This window comes from Rodentibacter mrazii (assembly GCF_001998825.1).
In the GTDB taxonomy this organism is placed as follows: domain Bacteria; phylum Pseudomonadota; class Gammaproteobacteria; order Enterobacterales; family Pasteurellaceae; genus Rodentibacter; species Rodentibacter mrazii.
In genome coordinates, this window is record NZ_MLHG01000063.1 from 19,851 (window position 1) to 27,362 (window position 7,512).

General features: G+C 42.1%; 5 protein-coding genes and 2 pseudogenes. 5 read left to right on the forward strand and 2 right to left on the reverse strand.

Annotated elements, in window-relative coordinates:
- Positions 1-228: 228 nt before the first annotated feature.
- Both tdeA and BKK47_RS09535 read left to right on the forward strand, forming a co-directional pair.
- Positions 229-1,596, forward strand: a complete 1,368-nt coding sequence (gene tdeA / locus BKK47_RS09530) for a toxin/drug exporter TdeA (RefSeq protein WP_077494617.1) — start codon at positions 229-231, stop codon at positions 1,594-1,596.
- 55 nt (positions 1,597-1,651) lie between these two features.
- Positions 1,652-2,281, forward strand: coding sequence for a histidine phosphatase family protein (locus BKK47_RS09535; RefSeq protein ID WP_077494618.1), 630 nt, complete (start codon positions 1,652-1,654; stop codon positions 2,279-2,281).
- Between the two features lie 130 nt (positions 2,282-2,411).
- On the opposite strand, the gene rnm is transcribed toward BKK47_RS09535, so the two are convergent.
- A complete protein-coding gene (gene rnm / locus BKK47_RS09540) occupies positions 2,412-3,236 on the reverse strand; it encodes an RNase RNM (protein WP_077494619.1) in 825 nt (274 codons plus the stop codon).
- Complete coding sequence (gene pyrD, locus BKK47_RS09545) at positions 3,236-4,255, reverse strand: quinone-dependent dihydroorotate dehydrogenase (RefSeq protein WP_077494620.1); 1,020 nt, start codon at positions 4,253-4,255, stop codon at positions 3,236-3,238. Before pyrD ends, rnm begins: the two co-directional genes overlap by 1 nt.
- 387 nt (positions 4,256-4,642) lie before the next feature.
- On the opposite strand from pyrD, the pseudogene BKK47_RS09550 reads away from it, so the two are divergent.
- From BKK47_RS09550 to BKK47_RS12865, 3 genes and pseudogenes are all read left to right on the forward strand, one after another.
- Positions 4,643-6,345, forward strand: a pseudogene (locus BKK47_RS09550) (class I SAM-dependent DNA methyltransferase).
- Positions 6,338-7,261: pseudogene (locus BKK47_RS09555) on the forward strand (restriction endonuclease subunit S); the annotation flags it as partial. The pseudogenes BKK47_RS09550 and BKK47_RS09555, both read left to right, overlap by 8 nt.
- 83 nt (positions 7,262-7,344) lie before the next feature.
- Positions 7,345-7,512: restriction endonuclease subunit S (locus tag BKK47_RS12865; protein WP_425271849.1), on the forward strand; the 168-nt coding region annotated here is incomplete at its 3' end.

A 7,512-nucleotide genomic window follows, 5' to 3' on the forward strand; every position in this document is an offset into this window, starting at 1 on the left:
GATTTTGTAAAACCCTAAAATGCGGTTAAAATCAGCCGCACTTTTAATGATGTAACCGTTGCGCAAAACAATTTGTGGGATTATCCGTAGGGACACACTGCGTGTGTCCGTTATAAATTCAAATTATTTCAATATGTAATAAACGGACACACGCAGTGTGTCCCTACATTTCATTAAATCCTCGGTTTTGTACACTGATACGATGATGTTTGAATGAAGGAAAAAACAATGTTAAAAATGAAAAAATTGACTCTTGCTATTGTTATGGCAACCACCCTTGCCGGCTGTGCCAATATTGGCGATTCTTACCAAGCCAGCCAAGCAGACTATCAAAAATATGAAGAAATCACCAAACAATTCAATGTAAAAGAAAACTGGTGGGCACTTTATAATGATCCGCAACTTAATCGAGTGGTCGAGCAAGCGCTATTAAACAATAAAGATCTTGCCAAAGCTGCCGTTGCGGTTAATCGTGCGCTTTATAATGCGAATTTAGTCGGCGCAAATTTAGTGCCAACCTTTAGCGGTTCAACCTCATCAGGAGCACAACGCCGTATTGATACCTCCGCCAGTTCAACCATTTCACATACCGGTTCATTAAACGTAGCTTATACTCTTGATTTATGGCGTCGTTTAGCGGATTCTGCCGATGCCGCAGAATGGACACACAAAGCCTCAGCACAAGATTTAGAAGCAACGAAGTTATCCTTAATCAATTCTGTTGTAACAACCTATTATCAAATCGCCTATTTAAATGATGCCATCAGCACTACGCAAGAAAGCATCAAATATTACAATGACATCAGCAATATTATGCAACGCCGCTTAAGCCAAGGTGTTGCGGATGCGGCAAGTGTGGATCAAGCACAGCAATCTGTTTTAACCGCACGCAATAATTTAATCAACTACCAAACCCAACGCAAAACCGCAGAACAAACCTTGCGTAATTTACTCAATTTAAAACCGGAAGAAGCGTTGAATATCAATTTCCCACATATTCTTAACGTGAAAAACGTGGGCGTGAATTTGAATGTGCCGGTTTCAGTGATCGCCAATCGTCCTGATGTAAAAGGCAATCAATACCGCTTAAGCAGTGCATTTAAAAATGCCAAAGCCACAGAAAAAGGTTGGTTCCCGGAAATCACCTTGGGCGGTAGCTTAAGCTCAACGGGGAACAAAGTCGGCAACGCTCTCCATAGCCCCGTTGCAGGTGGGACAGTGGGAATCAGTTTGCCGTTCTTAAATTGGAATACGGTAAAATGGAACGTGAAAATCTCTGAAGCCGATTATGAAACCGCACGTTTAAATTACGAGCAAAGTATCACCACTGCGTTAAATGACGTGGATACCAACTATTTTGCTTTCACTCAAGCCCAAAGTGCCTTTGCGAATCAGCAAAAAACCTTTAACTACAACAAACGTATCACACAATATTATCATAATCGCTATAACGCCGGCGTATCCGAATTGCGTGAATGGTTAAATGCGGCCAACACAGAAAAATCCTCACAGCTTGCTATTTTACAAGCGAAATATAGCCTAATTCAGGCAGAAAACGCCGTATATAGCGCAATGGCGGGTTATTATTCCCGTTAATTATTTTCTATAAGGAAGTTTCGGCTTCCTTATTTTTTACTCGGTTTAATGAAAAATGAAAAAACAACTGACTTTTTATTTTATCCGCCACGGCAGAACGGTTTGGAATGAAAAAGGTTTAATGCAAGGGCATGGTGATTCACCTTTAACGGAACAAGGGATTTTAGGCGCACAAAAAGCAGGTAGTGCATTACAACATATTCCCTTTGTTGCAGCGTATTCCAGCGTTTTAAAACGTACCATTAACACAGCAGAACATATTATTGGCGAACGCAATATTCCGCTTTTCCAACACAAAGGGCTAAACGAACAATTTTTTGGAAAATGGGAGGGACAATGGGTTGAACCTTTGCGTGAGCAGGCAGAATTTAAGCAAATGATCAGCGATCCTGCAAATTACAAAGCCGAAACAAACGGTGGCGAAACCTACCAACAACTGGCTGAACGAGTAATGCACGCAATGCAAGACATTATTCAAATCCACCATAAAGGCAATATTTTAATTGTTTCTCACGACCATACATTACGCTTACTCATCGCTCTACTTGGCGGTGCGACTTGGCAAAATCACAGAGAAGAAGGACAATCCATTTCCTTACTCAACACCTCTATCAGCGTTGTACATTATGACAGCGAAAAAGGCTTTACCGTTGAAAAAGTCAATGATGTGGGGCATTTGGGGTAAAAGAGCGGTCATTTTTATCTTGTTTTTCAGTATTACACTTGGGATTTGTAGAGGCACACTGCGTGTGTCCGAATTTTAACATATTGAAATAATTTGATTTTGTAACGGACACACACAATTTGTCCCTCCGCTAAAACCTTGCCCAAACCGGTTCTACGCCTTCAGGAAGATCGAGATTTTTTCCTAACTCTACCCAGCCACAAGGAAAATGGAAATCCGATCCCACCGAGCCTAGCAAGCCAAACTCATTTGCCCAGCGGGCGAGCATTTGGCGTTGGTCTTTGGTTTGTCCGTAGCCGGAAATTTCCATGGCATCGCCTTCCCAAGTTTTGAAATCTGCTATCAATTTGCGAATCCATTTTCCCGTTAAGTTATAACGTAACGGATGAGCAATGACAGCCATTCCCCCGGCGGCATGAATGGTTTCAATCGCTGTGGGAATATCCACCCATTCAGCTTTAACAAAGGCGGGTTTTCCTTGTCCTAAATAACGTTTGAAAGCCTGTCCATCGTTCGAGACTTTGCCAATTTGCACCAAATATCGTCCGTAATGGGCACGTGTCACTTCCCCATTCGCTAAGGCTTTTGCCCCTTCATAGGCATTGGGGATTCCCGCTTTTTCTAATTTAGCCCCAATTTCTACCGCCCTTTTCTCACGCAAGGCTTTTTGCTTTTCCAAAAGTGCGGTCATTTTCGGGTGAGTTTGATCAAAATTCAGCCCTACGATATGAATGCCCCGCCCTTCCCAAGTAGTGGAAATTTCCACGCCGGTAATCAATTCGATCCCCACTTCTTTCGCCGCTAAGCGAGCCTCATCAATACCGCAAACCGTATCATGATCGCATAACGCCAACATATCCACGCCTTGCTCGGCAGCCCGTTGCACCACTTCTGTTGGGCTTAATACACCATCGGATGCCGTGCTATGGCAATGTAAATCGTATATTTTTGTCATTATTTAATCGTTTTTACTAATTCTTTCACTAATTTCGGCCCGTGATAAATCAACCCGGAATACACTTGCAACAATTCAGCACCGGCTGCCATTTTCTCTTGAGCATTTTGCACACCGTCAATCCCACCGCTACCAATAATCGGGATTTGCCCTTTTAATTCTTCGGACAATCGTTTAATAATCGCTGTGCTTTTCTGTTGCAACGGTTTACCGCTTAATCCGCCCTGCTCTTCGGCATTTTTCAAACCTGCGACATTTTCACGGGAAATGGTGGTATTGGTGGCAATCACACCGTCCATTTTATGACGAACCAACGTATCGGCAATTTGCACCAATTCCGCTTCCGATAAATCCGGCGCAATTTTCACCGCAATCGGCACATATTTATTATATTGATCCGCCAAAATTGCCTGACGAGCCTTAATGCTTTGCAACAAATCATCAAAATAATCACCGTATTGCAACTGGCGCAAATCCGGCGTATTCGGCGATGAAATATTCACCGTAATATAACCGGCATAGTTATAGGCTTTATTCAAACAGAAAATATAATCGTCTTTGCCGTGTTCTAATGGGGTTTGCTTATTTTTACCAATATTGACGCCAATCACGCCACGATAGCGTGCTTTTTTCACATTTTCGATCAAATAATCAATGCCATTATTGTTAAAACCATTGCGATTAATAATACCTTCCGCTTCAATCAAACGAAACTGGCGGGGTTTCGCATTGCCGTCTTGGGCAAGAGGCGTCACCGTACCCACTTCCACAAAACCGAATCCCAACGCCCCAAAACCATCAATGGCATCACCATTTTTATCTGCCCCCGCAGCCAAGCCAATAGGGTTTGAGAAACGCACCCCCATCACGGTTTTAGCCGAACCTTTTGGTGTGGCAATAACGGATTTCAGTAGCGGCTGCAACAACGGATGGCCGGCAAGTTTTAAACATTGAAGGGTGAAATTATGGGCGGTTTCCGCATCCATTTGAAAAATACATTGACGGAATAATTTATACATACTCGTTTATCTCTCGGGATAGTTGACTGTAAAAAAAGTGCGGTCAAAATCAACCGCACTTTGAAGATGGGGCTGTATTATGTCGTATTACATTTATTTTCATTGTAGGGACACACTGCGTGTGTCCGTTATAAAATCATTTCAATAGGTTAAAATTCGGACACACGCAGTGTGTCTCTACTTATTGAAATTCCTGTTCTGCATATTTGCAACATAATATTAAAAGCGTTTGTGTATTCTACGAGGAAAGGGGAAAATGTGCAATGAAATACAAAATCAAAAAAGCGCATTGAAAGGCTTAAAATCAAATTGTTCAAACTTCAACTTTTCTATAAAATAACCGCACTTTTTTCAAAAATATCAACATTTTCACTTTACAAAGGACGAATTTTATGCAGAAGCCAGAAGCCAGAAGCCAGAAGCCAGAAGCCAGAAGCCACCAAGATTGTGTCAATGAAACGCTAACACAGCAAGCCTTTCTTAATGATTTAGATGAAAAACTTTGGTCTGCCGCAGACCGTCTCCGCCAACAACTTGATGCCGCCAATTACAAACACATTGTTTTAGGATTAATTTTCTTAAAATACATCTCTGACAGCTTCACCGCACAACAGGAAAAAATCCGAGCAGAACTCACTGCTCCTGAAAATCCCCTTTATCTTGACCGCACTTTTTACGATTCCGACAAAGACTATCAAGAAGCCCTCACCTCTGAATTAGAAAACCGTGATTACTATATTGCCGATAATATATTCTGGGTGCCGCCTTCCGCTCGTTGGCAAGCGTTACAATCTGTCGCCCTTTTTAACACCGGCACAGCATTACCTTGGGGCGGTAAATTCACCGGTGTCGCCCGTTTAATTGATGATGCCTTTGACGCCATTGAAAAAGACAATGCCAAACTCAAAGGCGTATTGCAACGCATTAGTGGCTATGGGGTAAATGAAGATACATTACGGGGCTTAATTAATCTTTTTTCCGATACCAATTTTACTCAGCCCACTTACAACGGCACACCGATTCATTTAGGCGCAAAAGATATTCTCGGACACATTTATGAATATTTCCTCGGGCAGTTCGCCCAAGCAGAAGGTAAACGGGGCGGACAATATTTCACCCCCAAATCCATCGTTTCTCTCATTGTTGAAATGCTCGAACCTTATTCAGGACGGGTTTACGACCCTGCGATGGGAAGTGGCGGCTTTTTCGTGCAAACGGAACGCTTTATCACCGCCCACCAAGGCAATATCAACCAAGTGTCTATTTACGGGCAAGAATTCAACCCCACCACATGGAAACTTGCCGCTATGAATATGGCGATTCGAGGCATTGATTACGATTTTGGCAAACACAATGCCGACAGTTTCGTTCAACCACAACATCTCGACAAAAAAATGGATTTCATTATGGCGAACCCACCCTTCAACAGCAAAGATTGGTGGAGCGAAAGCCTTGCGGACGATCCTCGCTGGGCATACGGCATACCGCCAAAAGGCAACGCCAACTTTGCCTGGCTACAACATATGATTTACCACCTCTCCCCGAAAGGCAAAATGGCACTTTTACTCGCCAACGGCTCAATGAGCAGCCAAACCAACAACGAAGGGGAGATTCGCAAAGCCATCGTGCAAGCAGATCTTGTGGAAGCCATGATCGCCTTGCCGGGACAAATGTTCACCAACACCCCAGTCCCCGCCTGAATTTGGTTGTTAAACCGCAACAAGCCCCGTAAAAATGAGGTGCTATTTATTGACGCCCGTCAAATCGGCTATATGAAAGATCGCGTATTGCGTGATTTCACCCTTGATGACATCACCAACATTGCCGACACCTTCCACACTTGGCAAAAATCCGAAGGCTATGAAGATCAACCCGCTTTCTGTAAATCTGTCACCTTAGAAGAGATTGAAAAGAACGATTACGTCCTCACCCCCGGACGCTATGTCGGCACCGCTGAACAAGAAGATGACGATATTCCCTTTGCCGAAAAAATGCAAAAACTGACCGCGCTTTTAAAGGAACAATTTAAACAAAGTGCGGAATTGGAAGCGGAGATTAAGAAAAATTTGGGAGGATTGGGGTATGAGTAATAAATTATCAGATATTGTAGATTTTAATCCACCAAGAGCATTAAAACGAGGAAAAATAGCTCCCTTCATAGAAATGGCTTCACTGCCAACAAATGCGAAATTTATTGAACAAATAGATACGAAAACATTCTCTGGTGGTAGCAAATTCAAAAATGGAGATACTTTATTTGCTAGAATTACACCTTGTTTAGAAAATGGAAAAACTGGAAAAGTCATAGGGCTAGATGATGGTTCTATTGGGCACGGCTCAACTGAATTTATTGTAATGTCAGCTAAAGATCCAGATTTTGATGAAGATTATATTTATTACTTTGCTCGATTATCTGAATTTAGAGAATTTGCACAACAACGAATGGTTGGTACATCAGGACGACAACGTGTTGCTTGGCAAGATTTAGCTGAATTTACTTTTAAATTTCCACCAAAGGAAGAAAGAAAAAGAGCAGCTGAATTATTAAATGTTTTTGATAAAAAAATCCAATTCAACACTCAAATTAACCAAACCCTCGAACAAATCGCCCAAGGGATTTTTAAAAGCTGGTTTGTGGATTTCGACCCCGTGCGTGCTAAAGCCGATGCCCTTGCACAAGGCAAAACCCAAGCGGAAGCCGAACTTGCCGCTCAGCAAATCATCAGCGGAAAAACTCCGGAAGAATTAACCGCACTTTCCCAAACCCATCCCGACAGCTATACGGAATTGAAGGAAATTGCTAGAGCGTTTCCGAGTGAGTTTGGGGAAGTGCCGAGGGGGTGGGAGCATGGGATATTAGCGAGCACAGCTTTAAAGATTCAGAATGGTGGAACACCAAAAAGATCCAATATTGAATATTGGGAAAACGGTTCAATTCCATGGCTATCATCCGGGGAAGTTTGTAATAACAATATTTTAGTTCAATCTAAGGAATGTATTACTAAACTTGGTTTATCTAATTCATCAGCAAAATTAGTTCCTAAAAATTCTACGTTGATTGCTATTTATGCCTCACCAACTGCAGGAAAATGTTCATTTTGTGCTTTGAAAGTACAACAAATCAAGCTGTATGTTCTGTTATCCCTAAACCAATTTACCAGTATTTTAATTATTACTATTTACAAACAATGGAAGAATACTATGTTAACCAAGCTGTCGGTTCTGCTCAACAAAACATTAGTAAACTCATTGTTGAA